Origin of the sequence: Flavobacterium sp. LHD-80 (assembly GCF_030929605.1) — a bacterium.
Lineage (GTDB): Bacteria > Bacteroidota > Bacteroidia > Flavobacteriales > Flavobacteriaceae > Flavobacterium.
On sequence record NZ_JAVFVS010000004.1, the window covers coordinates 792,746 to 812,195 of the forward strand.

The window sequence follows — 19,450 nt, forward strand, 5'->3', positions numbered from 1 at the left end:
TTATATACAATGTCATCAAACAAAAAATACTGGAAAAGTGTTGAAGAACTAGAGAATGGTTCTATTGTTGAGGCGCTTAGAAATAACGAATTTGTTGAAGAAATTCCTACTGATGAATTCTTAGGAAATGCTGAGGCTTTAGCTTCATCTGGAACTTCACGTCGTGACTTTTTAAAGTACGTAGGATTTAGTACAGCTGCTGTTACACTTGCTGCTTGTGAGGGTCCTGTGCACAAGTCTATCCCTTATGTTTTACAACCAGAGCAAATCATTCCTGGTGTTGCAGATTATTATGCAACTACCGTTTTTGATGGTTTTGATTTTGCAAATCTTTTGGTAAAAACTCGTGAGGGTCGTCCAATTAAAGTTGAAAACAATACTATCGAAGGTGCTAAATTTGCAGCTAACGCAAGAATTCACGCATCGATCTTAGGATTATACGATAGTACTCGTTTGAAAGAGCCTAAATTGGAAGGAAAAAATAGCAGTTGGTCTGCTGTTGATTTAAAAATTAAAGCAAGTCTTGCTGATGCTAAAGCAAAAGGAGGACAAGTTGTATTGCTAACAAATACTTTGGCAAGTCCATCTACTGAGAAATTGATAGGTGAGTTTATTGCTAAAAACCCTAATGCTAAGCATGTTGTTTATGATGCGGTTTCTTCTTCTGAAGCTTTAGATGCATTTGAAACAGCTTATGGAGAAAGAGCATTAGTTGACTATGATTTTTCAAAAGCTTCATTAATTGTATCTGTTGGTGCTGATTTCTTAGGAGACTGGCAAGGTGGCGGATATGATTCTGGATATGCAAAAGGACGTATTCCTCAAAATGGAAAAATGTCTCGTCATTTTCAGTTTGAATCAAATATGACTTTATCTGGAGCGGCTGCTGATAAGCGTGTTCCGATGACTACTGCTGATCAAAAGCAAGCATTAGTTCAAATATATAATATAATTGTAGGTGCTTCTATTCCTGTTTCTTTGGATGGCGCTTTTAAAGCTGAAGTTGTAAAAGCTGCTCAGCAATTAAGTGCAGCTGGTTCAAAAGGAGTTTTAGTATCTGGAATTGAAGATAAAAATGCTCAGTTGTTAGTTTTGGCAATCAACCAAAAATTAGCAAGTGAAGCTTTTAGTACTGTTGGTACTAGACAAATTAGAAAAGGTTCTAATGCGGTTGTTGCTCAATTGTTAAAAGATATGAATGCTGGAAGTGTTCATACTTTAATAATGAGTGGAATCAATCCTGTTTACACTTTAGCTGATTCAGCTTCTTTTGTATCTGGGTTGAAAAAAGTAAAAACTTCTGTTGCTTTTTCTTTAAAAGAAGATGAAACTGCTTCTGTTGTTACAATCGCTGCTCCAGCGCCTCATTACTTAGAATCTTGGGGAGATGTTGTAATTACAAAAGGAACTTATAGTTTAACACAACCTACAATTCGTCCAATCTTTAATACAAAACAATTTCAAGATGTTTTATTGTCTTTAAATGGTGTTGGTGGAACTTTTTACGATTACCTTAAAGCTAATGCTTCTAGTTTTGTTACTGGTTCTTCTTGGAATAAAGTATTGCACGATGGTGTTTTGGTAACTGGTTCAGCTGCATTATCTGGTGGAGCTTTTGATTCGGCTGGTGCAGCAAGTGCGCTTTCTAAATCAAAATCTGCTGGAGGTCTTGAATTAGTATTGTATACTAAAACGGGTATGGGTGATGGTCAACATGCAAACAATCCTTGGTTGCAAGAGTTCCCGGATCCAATCACAAGAGTTTCTTGGGATAACTACATTACTGTTTCAAATGCAGATGCTAAAAAGTACGATTTATCAAACGAGATTGTTGCTAATGGTGGTTTGAACGGTAGTTATGCTACAATCACAACTGCTGATGGTGTGAAAATCGAGAATGTTCCAGTTATTGTTCAGCCAGGACAAGCTGTTGGGACAATTGGATTTGCAGTTGGATATGGTCGTAAAGCGGCTTTAAAAGAAGAGATGCAAGTAGGTTTAAATGCATACTCTTTATATAAAAACTTCAATAATGTTCAGTCTATATCTTTGGCTAAAGCTAATGGTGTTCACGAGTTTGCTTGTGTTCAGGGACAAAAAACATTAATGGGTAGAGGAGATATCATTAAAGAAACTACTCTTGAAATATTTAATACTAAAGATGCTGAACATTGGAATGAAAAACCAATGGTATCTTTAGATCACCAAGAAGTTGAAGCTACAACTGTTGACTTATGGGAATCATTCGATCGTACAACTGGTCATCATTTTAATCTTTCTATTGATTTAAATGCTTGTACTGGATGTGGAGCATGTGTTATTGCATGTCACGCTGAGAATAATGTACCTGTAGTTGGTAAAGCTGAAGTTAGAAGAAGCCGTGATATGCACTGGTTGCGTATTGATAGATATTATTCTTCTGAAAGCACTTTTGAAGGTGATAACAAAAGAAAAGAAGGAATTGCTGGTTTATCTAGTTCATTGTCGACATTCAATGAAATGGAGAAAGCTGGAGAGAATCCACAAGTAGCATTCCAACCAGTAATGTGTCAGCACTGTAATCACGCACCTTGTGAAACAGTATGTCCAGTTGCTGCGACTTCTCACGGACGTGAAGGTCAAAACCACATGGCGTACAACAGATGTGTTGGTACTCGTTACTGTGCTAACAACTGTCCATATAAAGTTCGTCGTTTTAACTGGTTCTTGTATAACAAAAACAGTGAATTCGATTATCACATGAATGATGATTTAGGTCGTATGGTATTAAACCCAGACGTAAACGTTCGTTCTCGTGGAGTAATGGAAAAATGTTCTATGTGTATTCAAATGACACAAGCTACTAAATTGAAAGCTAAAAACGAAGGTCGCCCAGTTGCTGATGGTGAATTCCAAACTGCTTGTTCAAGTGCTTGTTCTTCTGGAGCGATGATATTTGGTGATGTAAATGACGCTGAAAGTAAAGTGGCAAAATTAGCTGCTGATGAAAGATCATACCACTTATTGGAGCATGTAGGAACAAAACCTAATGTGGTATACCACGTTAAAGTTAGAAATACTTAGTAAAATTATTAATAAGAAACAATATAAAGGATTATGTCGTCTCACTACGAAGCACCCATTAGAAAACCTTTAGTTATTGGTGATAAATCTTATCACGATGTAACTGTAGATGTGGCAGCGCCTGTTGAAGGACCTGCAAATAAACAATGGTGGATTGTATTTTCAATCGCATTAATAGCCTTCCTTTGGGGGTTAGGTTGTATAATTTACACCGTATCTACCGGTATTGGAACATGGGGATTAAATAAAACAGTTGGTTGGGCTTGGGATATTACTAACTTCGTTTGGTGGGTTGGTATTGGTCACGCCGGAACTTTGATTTCAGCAGTACTATTACTTTTCCGTCAACGTTGGAGAATGGCTATTAACCGTTCTGCAGAAGCAATGACTATCTTCTCAGTAGTTCAAGCAGGTTTATTTCCAATTATTCACATGGGACGTCCATGGTTAGCATACTGGGTTTTACCTATTCCAAATCAATTTGGTTCTTTATGGGTAAACTTTAACTCACCATTATTATGGGACGTATTTGCTATTTCAACTTATCTTTCAGTTTCATTGGTTTTCTGGTGGACTGGTTTATTACCTGATTTTGCAATGCTTCGTGATAGAGCTATAACTCCATTTAATAAAAGAGTTTATTCTATCTTAAGTTTTGGATGGAGCGGTAGAGCTAAAGATTGGCAACGTTTTGAAGAAGTATCTTTAGTATTAGCTGGTTTGGCTACTCCTCTTGTACTTTCTGTACACACGATTGTATCTATGGACTTTGCTACTTCTGTAATTCCAGGATGGCATACAACAATTTTCCCTCCATACTTCGTAGCAGGAGCAGTTTTCTCAGGATTTGCGATGGTAAACACATTGTTGATCGTTATGAGAAAAGTTTCTAACCTTGAGGCGTATATCACTTTACAACATATCGAATTAATGAATATCATTATCATGATTACTGGTTCGATCGTTGGTGTGGCTTACATCACTGAGTTATTCGTAGCTTGGTATTCAGGTGTAGAGTATGAGCAATATGCTTTCTTAAACAGAGCTACTGGACCTTACTGGTGGGCATATTGGTCAATGATGACTTGTAACGTTTTCTCTCCACAGTTTATGTGGTTTAAAAAATTAAGAACAAGTATCATGTTTTCATTTATTATTTCGATCGTTGTAAACATCGGAATGTGGTTTGAAAGATTCGTAATCATTGTTACTTCTTTACATAGAGATTACCTTCCATCTTCTTGGACAATGTTCTCACCAACATTTGTTGATATTGGAATTTTCATTGGAACAATTGGTTTCTTCTTCGTATTGTTTTTATTATACTCTAGAACATTCCCTGTAATTGCTCAGGCAGAGGTAAAAACGATTTTGAAAGGAACAGGAGATAATTACATTAGAGAAAGAGCAAATAGTAAAGATTCACATCATGAGTAATAAAGTAATATACGCCATTTATAATGACGATGATATTTTGATGGATGCAGTAAAGAAAACCAGAGCTGCTCATCATCATATTGAAGAGGTTTTTACTCCATTCCCAGTTCACGGATTGGATAAAGCCATGGGCTTAGCACCAACAAGATTAGCAATTTGTGCTTTCCTATATGGATGTGTTGGTATTTCTGTTGCAACAACAATGATGAGTTATATTATGATTCATGACTGGCCACAGGACATTGGTGGAAAACCAAGTTTTAGTTTCATTCAAAATATGCCATCTTTTGTGCCAATTATGTTTGAGATGACTGTATTTTTTGCTGCACACTTAATGGTAATTACTTTTTATATGAGAAGTAGATTATGGCCATTTAAGCAAGCTGAAAATCCTGATGTAAGAACAACAGATGACCATTTTTTAATGGAAGTTGCTGTCAACGATAACGAAGCTGAATTAGTTTCTTTCTTCGAAGGTACAGGAGCTGTTGAAGTTAAAGTAATTGAAAAGAATTAATTGTAGCTATGAAAAGGATATATAAAATAACACTTTTAGTTGGTATAACTATTTTAGTTTCTTCTTGCCACAATAATTCGGCACCAAACTATCAGTATTTCCCAAATATGTATGAGTCTGTAGGTTATGAGCCTTACGCAGAAGCTAAAGTATTTAAGGGTGGAAAAGAAGGTCAGCTTCCTGTTGAAGGAACTATTAATAGAGGTTTTGAACCTTATGAGTATGAAAATTCGACTGCGGGTTATGAATTGGCAAAAGCTAATTTAAAATCACCGTTGACTGAAGCAGATAGAAATTCTGGAAAAGGAAAAGAGCTTTTCGAAATTTATTGTATTAGTTGCCATGGTGCAACTGGTAACGGTAAAGGTAAATTGGTTGAAAGAGAAAAATTTCTTGGGGTACCTAGTTATAAAGACAGGGTAATTACTGAAGGAAGTATCTTCCACGTTGAGACTTATGGTTTAAATGCAATGGGTTCACACGCAAATCAATTAAGCGCCCACGAACGTTGGTTAGTTGCTGACTATGTTCTAAAACTAAAAAGCCAATTATAATTGTTGAACAAACTGATCGTAATAGATATGTATACATTTTCAAGTAAATTAAAAACTTTTTCTATCATCTTAATGGTTCTTGGACTATTAGGAATTGGGTATGGTTTTTTAAGTGCACCTAAAGATATTCAAGAAGTTGAAAAAATACTAGCAGCAGATGCTCATGGAGCTCATGGTACTGCGCATGGGGAGTCTGCAGAGGCGTCACATAAAGAAGCGGGTCATCATGAAGCTGCTGAAGCTTCACACGAAGAGCACAAAGGTGGCGAGCACGAAAAAGTTGTTGCTGCTGATGAGCACACAGAACATTTAAACCACGTATTGCACCAATTGCAAAACAAACCTTGGTCTGCATTATATGTAGCTTGTATTTTCTTTTTACTGCTTTCTATGGGGGTTTTAGCATTTTATGCTATCCAACAAGTGGCTCAGGCAGGCTGGTCTCCAGTTTTGTTTAGAGTAATGCAGGGTATTACTGCTTATTTACCAGCTGGTTCAATAATTTTCTTTATAATATTAGTTTTATGCGGATTGCATTTTAATCATATTTTCGTTTGGCTTGGAGAAGGTGTTACTGACCCAACTAGTGCTAATTATGACGCAATTATTGCTGGAAAATCTGGTTATTTAAATTTCCCTTTTTGGATTGCTAGAGCATTTGTATTTTTATTAGGATGGAACCTTTATAGAATTTATTCTAGAAAAAATTGTTTAGCTCAAGATGAAGCTAATGATGATCTTTACTACAAAAAGAATTTCAAAATGTCTGCTGGATTTTTAGTATTCTTTATTGTATCAGAATCAATTATGTCTTGGGATTGGATTATGTCATTTGATCCACACTGGTTTAGTACATTGTTTGGATGGTATGTGTTTGCTTCTTTCTTTGTAAGTGGTATTACAAGTATTGCATTGGTAACAATTTATTTGAAATCTAAAGGATATTTAGAGTATGTAAACACAAGCCATATTCACGATTTAGCTAAATTCATGTTTGGTATCAGTGTTTTCTGGACTTATTTATGGTTCTCTCAATTCATGTTAATCTGGTATGCTAACATTCCAGAGGAGGTAACTTACTTTGTAACAAGAATTCAATTATATAACTTACCATTCTTTGGTGCTGTGGTTATGAACTTTGTTTTCCCATTGTTAATATTAATCAATACAGATTTCAAACGTCTAAATTGGGTAATTGTAATGGCAGGTACTGTTATTTTATTAGGTCACTATGTTGATTTCTTTAATATGATTATGCCTGGTACAGTTGGAGACAAATGGTTTATTGGTGTTTCTGAAATTGCATCTATTCTTTTCTTCTTAGGTTTATTTATTTTTGTTGTATTTACTGCATTAACTAAAGCTCCTTTGTTAGCAAAAAGAAATCCTTTCATTGAAGAAAGTAAACATTTTCATTATTAATATTTAAAGAAGTAAACAGATGACAAGTTTGTTGGTAATTATAGTTGTAGTTTTATTAGCAGTTGCATTATGGCAATTGACGAAGATATTTGACCTTACTCAGGTAGGTTCATCTTCGGACGATTCGCAGGTTGCATCAGATAATGATAATAATGTTCAGGGATATATTATGTTTGGCTTTTTAGCTTTCATTTATATATTTACGATTTACGGTTTACTGAAATGGGGTAATTTAGCACTTCATACTCCTGCTTCTGAGCACGGACTTTTAGTAGATAACTTAATGAATATTACTTGGGTTTTAATTTTTACTGTTCAAGTTATTACTCAAGGTTTATTATATTGGTTTTCTTTCAAAAACAGAGGACATAAAGATAGAAAAGCTTTGTTTTTTGCAGATAGTAATAAACTTGAAGCAATTTGGAGTATCATTCCATCTGTTGTTTTAGCTTGTTTAATTCTTTACGGATTATATGCTTGGAACAATATTATGTTTGTTGATAAGGATGAAGATGTAGTTGAAATTGAATTATATGCACAGCAATTTAAATGGACAGCAAGATATGCTGGTCAAGATAATGTTTTAGGAAAAGCAAACGTTCGTTTGATTGAAGGTGTTAATACTTTAGGTGTTGATATGTCTGATCCTAATGCTCAAGATGATATTGTAGTTACTGAATTGCATATACCAAAAGGTAAGAAAGTACATTTCAAAATGCGTTCTCAAGATGTTCTTCACTCAGCTTATATGCCTCATTTTAGAGCACAAATGAACTGTGTACCTGGAATGGTTACAGAATTTGCTTTTGTTCCTACTTATACTACAGCTGAATATAGAGAGTTGCCTTTTATGGTTGAAAAAGTTGCTAATATCAATAAACTTAGAGCTGAAAAAAGTACTCAGTTAGTTGCTAAAGGTGGTACAGCTTTAGATCCTTACACATTTGATTATTTATTATTGTGTAATAAAATTTGTGGAGCTTCTCACTATAACATGCAAATGAAAGTTGTGGTTGATACGCCTGAAGATTATAAAAAATGGTTAAGCGAAAAAACTACTTTAGCACAGGATATTAAAGCAGCAGCAGAAGCAGAAAAGGCAAAAGCAGCAGAAGCAACTGCACCAACAACAGATACAACTGCAAAAGTAATTGATACTGTTAAAGCGGTTATTGACACTGTAAAAGCAACTGTAGCTAAAGTTGCGATTAAGTAATATTATTAAGAAAATTTAAAGTACACATATATGTCAGCAGAAGCGCACGGTCACGATCACGGACACGATCACGAGCACGAACATCATCATAAAGACACATTCATTACTAAATATATCTTTAGTATTGATCACAAAATGATCGCTAAGCAATACTTGATCACGGGTATTATCATGGGGATTATTGGTATCGCTATGTCTTTGCTTTTCAGAATGCAATTGGCATGGCCAGAAGAGTCTTTCAAAATCTTTAATGTTTTATTAGGAGACAAATTTGCACCTGATGGTGTGATGGCAAATGATATTTATCTTGCTTTGGTTACAATTCACGGTACCATCATGGTATTCTTTGTACTGACAGCTGGATTGAGTGGAACTTTTAGTAACTTACTTATTCCGCTTCAAATTGGAGCAAGAGATATGGCTTCTGGATTTATGAATATGATTTCATACTGGTTGTTCTTTTTATCTGCTGTAGTAATGTTATGTTCTTTATTTGTTGAAGCTGGACCAGCTTCTGCAGGTTGGACAATTTATCCTCCATTAAGTGCGTTGCCACAAGCGATCCCTGGATCAGGAACTGGTATGACTTTATGGTTAGTTTCAATGGCGATCTTTATTGCATCTTCTTTAATGGGATCATTAAACTACATTGTAACTGTTATTAATTTAAGAACTAAAGGAATGTCTATGACTAGACTTCCTCTTACAATCTGGACATTTTTCGTAACAGCTATTATTGGTGTTATTTCATTCCCAGTATTATTATCTGCAGCTTTATTATTGATTTTCGATAGAAGTTTTGGTACTTCATTCTTCTTATCTGATATCTATATTGCGGGAGAGGTTTTACACTACCAAGGAGGTTCTCCAGTATTGTTTGAGCACTTATTCTGGTTCTTAGGTCACCCTGAAGTTTACATCGTAATCTTGCCGGCAATGGGGCTTGTTTCTGAAATTATGGCTACGAACTCTCGTAAACCAATATTCGGATACAGAGCGATGATTATGTCAGTTCTTGCAATTGCATTCTTATCGACTATTGTTTGGGGTCACCACATGTTTATTTCTGGGATGAATCCTTTCTTAGGATCTGTGTTTACTTTTACAACTTTATTGATTGCAATTCCATCTGCTGTAAAAGCGTTCAACTGGATTACAACTTTATGGAAAGGTAATTTACAATTCAACCCTGCAATGTTATTCTCTATCGGAATGGTTTCTACTTTCATCACTGGAGGTTTAACAGGGATCATTTTAGGAGATAGTACTTTAGATATTAACGTTCACGATACTTACTTCGTAATTGCTCACTTTCACTTAGTAATGGGTATCTCTGCACTTTATGGAATGTTTGCTGGTATTTACCACTGGTTCCCTAAAATGTACGGAAGAATGTTGAATAAAAACTTAGGTTATATTCACTTTTGGGTAACTGCTGTTTGTGCTTATGGAGTATTCTTCCCAATGCATTTTATTGGATTAGCTGGTTTACCAAGACGTTATTATACAAACACAAACTTCCCATTATTTGATGATTTACAAAATGTGAATGTTTTAATTACAACATTTGCTCTTGTAGGAGGTGCTTTCCAATTAGTATTCTTATACAACTTCTTTAGCAGTATTTTCTACGGTAAAAAAGCAGTTCAGAATCCATGGAAATCTACAACTTTAGAGTGGACTACACCAGTTGAACATATTCATGGAAACTGGCCAGGTGAAATTCCTCATGTATATCGTTGGCCGTATGACTATAGTAACCCAAATCATGATGTAGATTTTGTTCCTCAAAATGTACCAATGAAAGAAGGTGAAGAAGTTTTACACCATTAGAAATATTAGAAAAGACTATCAGAAATGATAGTCTTTTTTTTTTGTTTAGTTAAAATTTTAAACGTTCAGTTTTACTGTTTTACAAACTAATTAGTTTCTATATCTTTGTAGGATGAATGAAAACCTAGATCCTACCACAAAAGGATATAACCCAGAAGAATTAGATCTTGAAAAAAGATTGCGTCCGCTGTCATTTGATGATTTTGCCGGACAAGATCAAGTTTTAGAAAATTTAAAAGTTTTTGTTGCTGCTGCGAATCAACGTGGAGAAGCACTTGATCATGCTCTTTTTCATGGACCTCCGGGACTTGGTAAAACCACATTGGCTAATATCTTGGCTAATGAACTTCAAGTTGGAATTAAAATAACTTCAGGACCTGTATTAGACAAGCCTGGTGATTTAGCTGGATTATTGACTAATTTAGATGAAAGGGATGTTTTATTCATTGATGAGATTCATAGATTAAGTCCTGTTGTTGAGGAATATTTATATTCGGCAATGGAGGATTTCAAAATCGATATTATGATCGAATCTGGTCCTAATGCGAGAACAGTGCAAATCAATTTGAACCCGTTTACATTGATTGGTGCTACTACGCGCTCGGGATTATTGACTGCTCCGATGAGAGCTCGTTTTGGAATTTCATCTCGTCTACAATATTATACTACTGAACTTTTAACGACAATTGTTGAAAGAAGTGCTTCTATTTTAAAAATGCCTATTGATCTTGAAGCGGCAATTGAAATTGCTGGTCGCAGCCGTGGAACTCCTCGTATTGCAAATGCATTATTGCGAAGAGTGCGTGATTTTGCTCAGATAAAAGGTAACGGAAGAATTGATTTGGAAATTTCTAAATATGCATTAAAAGCTTTAAATGTTGATGCAAATGGATTAGATGAAATGGACAATAAAATTTTATTAACTATTATCAATAAATTCAAAGGTGGTCCGGTTGGACTTTCAACTTTGGCAACTGCAGTTTCTGAAAGCAGTGAAACTATTGAAGAAGTTTATGAGCCATTTTTAATTCAAGAAGGGTTTATTATGAGAACTCCGCGTGGTCGTGAAGTTACTGATAAGGCGTATAAACATCTTGGTAAAATAAACACTAATATTCAAGGAGGTTTGTTTTAAATCCACTTTTATGTCTTCAGACAAAAAATATAATTATCCTAATAAGCTGCCAATATTTAGATTTTTTCTTGATGCTGAAGGTGTTCGTAGAAATCCAATACCTTTTCATAAAAGATATTTTGATAAACTTGGCGATTCCTTTTCTTTAAAAATCGGATTTTCTAAACACTTAATTTTGTCTAGAGATAATGAAATTGCGCAATATATTTTAGTTAAAAATCAAAAGAATTATCATAAGTCAAAGTTTCAGTCTGTATATCTTTCTAAATATTTAGGAAAAGGACTTTTAACAAGCGATGGTGATTTTTGGTTAAAACAACGAAGACTTATTCAGCCCGCATTTCATAAGCAAAAAATGAATATGCTGGTGGATAATATGAATAAGACTATCATTTCTGAAATTGATTCTTTAGAAGAGAATACGACCTTTAATGCTTTCCCGGCGATGAGTCAATTAGCATTTAATGTTGTAGCAAAATCATTATTTGAATTTTCAATTTCGGGAGAAAAGCTTAATAGAATTAAGTTTATAATAGAAGAAGTTCAAAAATTTCTAGTTAAAGAAATTAGACTTCCTCATAAAGCTTTATGGTTTTCCTTAAGTGGCCAGGTAAAAAAGCATTTGAAATTAGCTGAAGAAAATAATAGGATTATTAAGGAAATTATTGAGGAAAGAAGTAGTTCAAATGAAGATTTCAATGACCTGCTTAATATGTTGATGGAAACTCGGTATGAAGATACTGGGGAGTCTATGGCAATGCAGCAACTAATAGATGAAATTAAAATTTTGTTTATTGCGGGTCATGAAACGACGGCAAATGCATTGACTTTTACGCTTCATTTTCTTGGGAGTAATCCTGATGTTCAACAAAAGGTTTTTGATGAGATTGCTGAAGTAGAATCGCAAACAGATAATGTGATTGAGCAACTTCAAAAGATGCCTTATATTAATGCGGTTTTGAATGAATCAATGCGTTTATATCCGCCAGCCTGGATTACAGATCGACAAAATGTTGAAGACGATACGGTTGGTGACTTTAAAATTAAAAAAGGAACTTTGATTGGGATTTCGTTTTATGAATTGCATCGAAATCCAAAATATTGGCAAGATCCAGATAAATTTGTTCCAGAGCGATTTCTTGGTGAAAAGAAGAAACAGTCAATGCAATATTTTTATCCTTTTGGTGCTGGACCTCGTATGTGCATTGGAGCTGGTTTTGCGATTTATGAAATGTGCTTGGCGATCTCTCAAATTGTCAAACGTTATGTTATAGTATCAAATACAACTAGTGTCGAGTTTAATCCGTTGGTAACTTTGAAACCAGTTAATGTTGAAATTTCACTATCTAAAAGATGAGTATCAATTCGAAAGAAACATATTCAAAGTTTATAAAAGAAGAAGCTAAAAGGCTTGGATTTCTTTCTTGTGGAATATCAAAAGCTGGTTTTCTGGAAGAGGAGGCACCTCGTCTTGAAAAATGGCTGCATAATAACCATAACGGCCAAATGGCTTATATGGAAAATCATTTTGACAAGCGTTTAGATCCAACTTTGCTAGTTGATGATGCTAAAAGTGTGGTTTCTCTTCTTCTTAATTATTTTCCTTCGGAATCTCAGAATGATGATAGTTTTAAAATATCAAAGTACGCCTATGGTCAGGATTATCATTTTGTTATTAAAGAAAAACTAAAAGAATTACTTCATTCTATTCAAGAGAATATTGGTGAAGTTTCAGGCCGTGCATTTGTTGACTCTGCACCAGTTTTAGATAAAGCTTGGGCAGCAAAAAGCGGTTTGGGCTGGATTGGGAAAAACAGTAATCTAATAACTCAAAAAGTAGGTTCTTTTTATTTTATTGCAGAACTTATCTTGGATCTCGATTTAGAATATGATTACAAAGTTACAGATCATTGTGGCTCTTGTACTGCTTGCATTGATGCTTGTCCTACGCAGGCAATCGTAGCGCCTTATGTAGTTGATGGTAGTAAATGCATATCTTATTACACAATCGAATTAAAGGAAAATCTTCCGTATGATATGAAAGGGAAATTCGATGAATGGATGTTTGGATGTGATACTTGCCAAGATGTTTGTCCATGGAATCGTTTTTCAAAGCCCCACTCAGAACCTTTATTTAATCCCAATCCTGATTTGCTTTCTTTTTCCAAAAAAGATTGGACCGAAATTACAGAGGAAACCTTCCGAACAGTTTTTAGAAATTCTCCCATAAAAAGAACTAAGTTTGAGGGACTAAAGCGAAATATTTCTTTTTTAGAATAAGTTACTTCATAAATAATTTAAAATTTTCGGACAATTATTTTCCTTTTTTCATTCATAAATTTTCACTCAGATAAGACACATTTTTTGTAAGAAGCTATGCTTTAGTTTGATACGTGTGTCTTTCTGTTCTGTATAAGAAATAAAATACATCAAAAGCCGTTTGTCGATAATTATTATCGATAAATGACATTCTAGTTTATCATTTGTTTCATAGTGAATTTTTAAATTCAATTTTTTGCGGCTATTAATGTCAAGTTAATTATTGCCTTTAGCGTATTTAATTAAATTTGAGATTAATATGGTTTTCTACTGATAAAATAGAATTTCAAATTATTTAAAAACATCTTTATAGATTAATCATTCAATTTGTTCTATATTTAAAGTATTGGTAGTCAATATATTTGTTTTTTTGTTGCACTCGTAATGACTATATTTTTAAAAATTATCAGTGCTTTTTTTTACTTTGAAAAACAACTAAAGGATGAAAAATTTATGGCAACAATAGATTTGCAAAAATTAAAATCAATGTGATTTAGAGAGCAGAAAAAAGCAAACAAGTGTTAAAGAAGTTTTGAGATGGATAATATTGTTTGTTTTGTAAGATATTTTGATGTTTTTCTCTTAAATATTTGATAATTATGAGTTATCGCTAATAAATTAGGAAAATTCTTCTGTTTTGTTGTGAAATAGTCAGTTTTGATGAATTTCGGAATTGAATTTTGTTGAAAAAAGATGTTATTCAACGTTTTTATAGGTAGTTTGTCGACTAATGTAGCTAATTATGAGGTGTTTATATACTTTCGCGACACCAAAACTACCAAAATAACCTATGAGACAATTTTTATGTCTTGGACCTAAAAAGGTTCAAATGAATTTTGATTTTAATAAAAATCTGAAAAGAGATTTTATTTTTCTTTCGAGATCCAATCCCTTCATTTTTTCGTATTTGTCCAATATGCTGAAAACTATGGTAGTTTTTTCAGCTGGCAATATTTGCTCTCAAATCTCACTTGCGTATGCGTAACTCTACTTCTAATCAGTCTAGATTTTCTAGGCTAACCTTTTTTATTGCATTTTTATTACTGATTAGCTACAATGCTTCGGCTCAATTTTATACGAAACATTACATTGCACCAGCACCTTGGCAGTATTTTAGTAAATCAAATGAAATTGTAATTGCGACAAGATCAGAAACACCAGTTAGTATTAAATTGTACAGAAGTAATGGTGTTTTAGAAACAACGTTGAGTGCAGTAAAAGGAGCACCAGCAATTTATAGATTTCAGCTTTTGGCTAGAGATCTTCCCATGCATGCGCTAAATACAGTGATTTCAGGTGCAGGATTAATTGTTGAAAGTGCAGGGCTTACATCTGTAAACTTGAGAAATGTGGCTTCTGATGAACAGTCAGGAGAAAATAATGATAGATATCTGAAAGGTAATGCGGCATTGACTAGTTTTGGTGATGCAGGACTTGGAGTTCGATTTAGAGTTGGTTATTACAGAGATGGCTCTTTGGGGAATTTTAATAGTTATGGTGATCAGAGACCGATATATAGTATTATGGCTACGGCTGACAATACCACAGTGAAAATTAATAATGTTGTTGCTACTACTTTAAACGCAGGTCAAAGTTATTTATTCAAGGCAAACATAGGAGTTCTAGTAGAGTCTTCTAGTCCAACAGTAATGAACACTGCTGCTGGTATTGATACACCAGATGGTTGTGGTGATAGTGCCTATAATCAAATTCCACCTGAAGCAGTTTTAGGAACAGAATACTTTATTGAAAGAGGTAAAGGAAATAATACAGCAGAACAAACAACAGTTGTTGCAACAAAAGACGATACACACTTAGTAATCGATACCTATTCCACTGCAGGTGCTGTGGTAGGAACTACAACTGTTACATTGGCGACAGCAGGAAGTTTTCATACTTTTAATAATGGTTCGTTAAATACACCATTTTCAGCATCACGTGTTTCTGCTGACAAGAGAGTTGTAGTCTATTCAGGAACTGCTCAATCTTGCGAAGTTGATATATCGACAATTGCTCCAGTGTCTGAATGTGGGGGATCTAATTTCATAGAAACGGCAAAATTTAGAAATTATGGAACGGGTACATTGCCTTATTTTGGATACATTCTATTGAGAAGTAAAGATGATCCTGTAATGGTTAATGGGACTAATATTGAAACGAGAAGTGGTATTGCTGCCCGCCATCAATTAGGAAGTACCGGGTGGTATATTATAAATTTTGAAGATACTCAAATTGGAAGTCCGGATGTTTTGTCGATTTTATGTGACACTAAAATGACAGTATCAATTGTGCAGCAAGGAGGAGGGTTTTCGATGGCAGGATTTTTCTCCAATTTTGCCGCGCAGCCTGACGAACCAAGTTTAACCTATATTTCAGGTGGTGGATGTACCAACAATACTGCGGAACTTACAACTCCGCCAACTTTTGATCCATATCAATGGTATTTTAATGGAACCGCAATTAGTGGTGCAAATTCATCTACTTATACGGCTACTAAAACGGGTAATTACACGGTATCTTCTACTTTGGCTTGTGGAGCTCAAACGCAATCAAAGCCAGTTACGGTTACCTTATGTACAGATTTAGGAATTACAAAGACAGTTGATAATGCAACGCCATGTATAGGTTCTAATGTAGAATTTACTGTTAGGGTCAGCAATTTAGGAGGAAATAATGTTTCGGGAGTTTCTGTTAATGATTTGCTTCCTTCAGGTTACACTTATGTTAGTTCAACACCTTCTCTTGGAGTTTATGATTCATCTACTGGTACTTGGAGTATTGGTGATGTAGATGCTCAAACATCGGTTACATTAAAAATTACTGCGACAGTAAAAGCATCTGGGAATTATACAAATACGGCATCATTGCCAGCTTCTATAGACACAAATACGGCAAACAACTCGGCGAGTGCTGCAGTAAATCCAAATCCTATTCCCACACTTGTAACTAACCCTATAGTAGTTTGTTCACCTGCAACGGGTGATTTAACAGCTACGGCGGTTACTGCTGGAAGTTCTAGTGATTTGACTTTTACATATTTTACAAATGCAGCTGCAACTACAGTTTATTCAACTCCAACAGCTGCAACGGCAGGTACTTATTATATAAAAGCAGTTTCGGCGGCAGGATGTTCAATAGTAAAATCAGTTGTGGTTACTGTAAATTCAAAACCAACTACTCCAGTAATTAGTGTTAGTGCTGGAACCGCATCTTGCGGCAGTACAGCTGGAAATATTACTTTGAGATCAGATGGTAATGCGAGCTCATATGGAGGAAGCACTTATTTATGGTCAACAGGGGCAACTAGCCGAAGTATTGCAATTAATGCTGATGGAGTTTATTCTCTTAGAATTGTCAGCAGTTCAGGATGTATTAGTGAAAGTTCCAATTCAATTACAGTTACCCTTAAACCGGCTACTCCAACAGCATCTAATCAATCGTTTTGCGCTTCTGAAAACAAAAAAGTGAGTGATTTAGTACCGTCAGGTGCCAATATAAAATGGTACAATGCGCAAACTAATGGAACACAATATGCAGCCAACACCCCTTTAACAGCAGGGACTTATTATGTGGGCCAAACAGGGGCAAATGGTTGCGAAAGCGACAGAAGATCAGTTCAGGTAACAATAAGTTCTTCTTCAGCACCGGTGGCTTCAGCTCAATCATTTTGTGCAGCTGAGAATAAAATAATAAATAATTTAATAGCTACAGGAAGTGGTTTAAAATGGTATAATGCAGCATCGGGAGGAACACAATATGCAGGAACTGAGACTTTAGTTACTGGGAATTATTACGTAAGCCAGACGGCAGGCAGTTGTACCGAAAGCGCAAGAACTTTGGTACCAGTAACGATAAATGATATTCCATCTGCGCCAACAGCTTCATCTCAGACATTTTGCGGTACAGATCCAAAAACTGTAAATAATTTAGTTGCAACTGGAAGCAATTTAAAATGGTATAGTGCAAGTTCAGGCGGAACACTTTATGACGGAACAGAAACCCTTTCTTCTGGAAATTATTATGTAAGTCAGACAAATAGTTGTGGTGAGAGCGCAAGAACTGCGGTCGCTGTTACAGTAAATAATACAGCAGCGCCAACTGCCTCAGCTCAATCATTCTGTTTGCCAGATGCTAAAAAAGTCAGTAATCTAGTTCCAACAGGAACAGGTATAAAATGGTATAGTGCCAGTACAGGCGGAACACTATACAGTGGAACCGAGACTCTGACTACTGGAACTTATTATGTAACTCAGACGTCAAATAGTTGTGAAAGTGCGAGGACAGCTGTCGCAGTGACAGTTTACAATACTGTGACTCCAACTGCTAATTCTCAAACATTTTGCGCAGGTGATGCTAAAACAGTTAATGATCTTGCGGTTACTTTAATGTCAGGGGCAACAAAAAAATGGTATAGCGCCAGTTCAGGCGGGACACTTTATAATGGAACGGAAACTTTAACATCAGCAAATTATTATGTAAGTCAAACACTTAATAATTGTGAAAGTGGAAGAATTTTGGTTGCGGTAACAGTAAATCCTACACCTGTTACGCCAAGTATTTCTGCAGGGAGTGCAACAACATTCTGTACAGGTGGAAGTGTTGTTTTGACTTCAACTAGCGGAATAGGTTATTTGTGGTCGAATGGAGCAACAACTCAATCTATTACAGTTTCAAATTCTGGAAATTATAGTGTTCAAGTTTCAAATGCTTCTGGTTGTTTTAGTGCTTCTTCAACAGCTGTTAATGTAACTGTGAATACTATTCCTTCTGCGCCATCGGTAATCGTCTCGGACAACTGCGACGGCACATCGACATTATCAACCACTGCAACAGGATCTTTATTGTGGAGCACTGGAGAGACAACTTCATCCATTACGGTTTCAGCTCCGGCAACTTATACCGTTACCCAGACCGTAAACGGGTGTACAAGCACTTCAGGATCTGGAACGGCCGCACCTAAAACGGCGCCGTCGGCACCGATTGTAAGTGTTGCGGACAACTGCGACGGCACATCGACATTATCAACCACTGCAACAGGATCTTTATTGTGGAGCACTGGAGAGACAACTTCATCCATTACGGTTTCAACCCCGGCAACTTATACCGTTACCCAGACCGTAAACGGGTGTACAAGCACTTCAGGATCTGGAACGGCCGCACCTAGAACGGCGCCGTCGGCACCGAGTGTAAGTGTTGCGGACAACTGCGACGGGACATCGACATTATCGACCACTGCAACAGGATCTTTATTGTGGAGCACTGGAGAGACAACTTCATCCATTACGGTTTCAACCCCGGCAACTTATACCGTTACCCAGACGGTAAACGGGTGTACAAGCGCTTCAGGATCTGGAACGGCCGCACCTAGAACGGCGCCTTCGGCTCCGATTGTAAGTGTTGCGGACAACTGCAACGGCACATCGACATTATCGACAACTGCAACAGGATCTTTATTGTGGAGCACTGGAGAGACAGCTTCGTCCATTACAGTTTCAACCCCGGCAACTTATACCGTTACCCAGACCGTAAACGGGTGTACAAGCGCTTCAGGATCCGGAACGGCCGCACCTAAAACGGCGCCTTCGGCACCGAGTGTAAGTGTTGCGGACAACTGCGACGGGACATCGACACTATCGACCACTGCAACAGGATCTTTATTGTGGAGCACTGGAGAGACAACTTCATCCATTACGGTTTCAACCCCGGCAACTTATACCGTTACCCAGACCGTAAACGGGTGTACAAGCACTTCAGGATCTGGAACGGCCGCACCTAAAACGGCGCCGTCGGCACCGAGTGTAAGTGTTGCGGACAACTGCGACGGGACATCGACATTATCGACCACTGCAACAGGATCTTTATTGTGGAGCACTGGAGAGACAACTTCATCCATTACGGTTTCAGCTCCGGCAACTTATACCGTTACCCAGACCGTAAACGGGTGTACAAGCGCT

General features: G+C 36.2%; 10 protein-coding genes and 1 pseudogene. All 11 read left to right on the forward strand.

Annotated elements, in window-relative coordinates:
* Nucleotides 1-9 precede the first annotated feature (9 nt).
* Nucleotides 10-3,063 carry a TAT-variant-translocated molybdopterin oxidoreductase gene (locus tag RB619_RS07980; RefSeq protein ID WP_308096146.1) on the forward strand — a complete coding sequence of 1,018 codons (3,054 nt, stop codon included), beginning with the start codon at nucleotides 10-12 and terminating at the stop codon, nucleotides 3,061-3,063.
* 33 nt (nucleotides 3,064-3,096) lie between these two features.
* Nucleotides 3,097-4,500: an NrfD/PsrC family molybdoenzyme membrane anchor subunit gene (nrfD, locus tag RB619_RS07985; RefSeq protein ID WP_008466839.1), complete on the forward strand. Its 1,404-nt coding sequence runs from the start codon at nucleotides 3,097-3,099 to the stop codon at nucleotides 4,498-4,500.
* The gene (locus RB619_RS07990; RefSeq protein ID WP_025572651.1) at nucleotides 4,493-5,017 is read left to right on the forward strand and encodes a DUF3341 domain-containing protein; all 525 of its coding nucleotides are present in this window, start codon (nucleotides 4,493-4,495) and stop codon (nucleotides 5,015-5,017) included. Before nrfD ends, RB619_RS07990 begins: the two co-directional genes overlap by 8 nt.
* Nucleotides 5,018-5,025: 8 nt before the next feature.
* Entirely contained in the window at nucleotides 5,026-5,571 is a 546-nt protein-coding gene (locus RB619_RS07995) for a cytochrome c (protein ID WP_026728590.1), read from the forward strand.
* Nucleotides 5,572-5,598: 27 nt separating this feature from the next.
* Entirely contained in the window at nucleotides 5,599-6,993 is a 1,395-nt protein-coding gene (locus RB619_RS08000; protein ID WP_308096152.1) for a quinol:cytochrome C oxidoreductase, read from the forward strand.
* A gap of 19 nt (nucleotides 6,994-7,012) precedes the next feature.
* Entirely contained in the window at nucleotides 7,013-8,209 is a 1,197-nt protein-coding gene (locus RB619_RS08005) for a cytochrome c oxidase subunit II (RefSeq protein WP_308096153.1), read from the forward strand.
* A 30-nt stretch (nucleotides 8,210-8,239) separates the two neighbouring features.
* Nucleotides 8,240-10,042, forward strand: coding sequence for a cbb3-type cytochrome c oxidase subunit I (locus tag RB619_RS08010; RefSeq protein WP_308096155.1), 1,803 nt, complete (start codon nucleotides 8,240-8,242; stop codon nucleotides 10,040-10,042).
* 112 nt (nucleotides 10,043-10,154) lie between these two features.
* Nucleotides 10,155-11,177 (forward strand): Holliday junction branch migration DNA helicase RuvB, encoded by a 1,023-nt coding sequence (ruvB, locus tag RB619_RS08015; protein ID WP_144339625.1) that lies wholly within the window; start codon nucleotides 10,155-10,157, stop codon nucleotides 11,175-11,177.
* A 10-nt stretch (nucleotides 11,178-11,187) separates the two neighbouring features.
* Complete coding sequence (locus RB619_RS08020; protein WP_308096158.1) at nucleotides 11,188-12,534, forward strand: cytochrome P450; 1,347 nt, start codon at nucleotides 11,188-11,190, stop codon at nucleotides 12,532-12,534.
* Nucleotides 12,531-13,457 (forward strand): tRNA epoxyqueuosine(34) reductase QueG, encoded by a 927-nt coding sequence (queG, locus tag RB619_RS08025; RefSeq protein WP_308096160.1) that lies wholly within the window; start codon nucleotides 12,531-12,533, stop codon nucleotides 13,455-13,457. The genes RB619_RS08020 and queG overlap by 4 nt, the downstream gene beginning before the upstream one ends.
* 1,016 nt (nucleotides 13,458-14,473) lie before the next feature.
* Nucleotides 14,474-19,450, forward strand: a pseudogene (locus RB619_RS08030) (hypothetical protein); the annotation flags it as partial.